1 rRNA gene is annotated in these 536 nt (G+C 56.3%); it reads left to right on the top strand.

Features of this window, described 5'->3' with window-relative positions:
* Positions 1-111 (top strand): 16S ribosomal RNA (locus E0T84_RS31610); the annotation flags it as partial.
* Between the last annotated feature and the right edge of the window lie 425 nt (positions 112-536).

Here is a 536-nt window from a genome sequence, read left to right as displayed (position 1 = left end):
AAGCCGGTGGCCTAACCCTTGTGGAGGGAGCCGTCGAAGGTGGGATCGGCGATTGGGACGAAGTCGTAACAAGGTAGCCGTACCGGAAGGTGCGGCTGGATCACCTCCTTTCTAAGGAGCACCACGAAAAACACTCCCAATTGGTGGGGGTGTAGCCGTGAGGAGCTGGAGCGCTGTAGTGGCGCCGGCTTGGTGCGCAACAAACGTGATGGAACTGCCAGACACACTATTGGGCTTTGAGACAACAGGCCCGTGCCCCTTTTCTTGGGGGGTGGCATCCGGTTGCGGGTGTCGGCGTGTTGTTGCCCTGCTTTGGTGGTGGGGTGTGGTGTTTGATTTGTGGATAGTGGTTGCGAGCATCTAGCACGCATCGGGTGTGGCTGGGGCCTTCGGGTTTCGGTCGCGTTGGTGTGTGTTGATGTGCAATTTCTTTTGAAACTCATTTTTTGGTTTTTGTGTTGTAAGTGTTTAAGGGCGCATGGTGGATGCCTTGGCACTGGGAGCCGATGAAGGACGTTGGAGGCTGCGATATGCCT

Source organism: Mycobacterium sp. DBP42, assembly GCF_005924235.1.
Classification (GTDB): Bacteria; Actinomycetota; Actinomycetes; order Mycobacteriales; family Mycobacteriaceae; genus Mycobacterium; species Mycobacterium syngnathidarum.
This window is presented reverse-complemented; position numbering and strand designations above follow the sequence as displayed.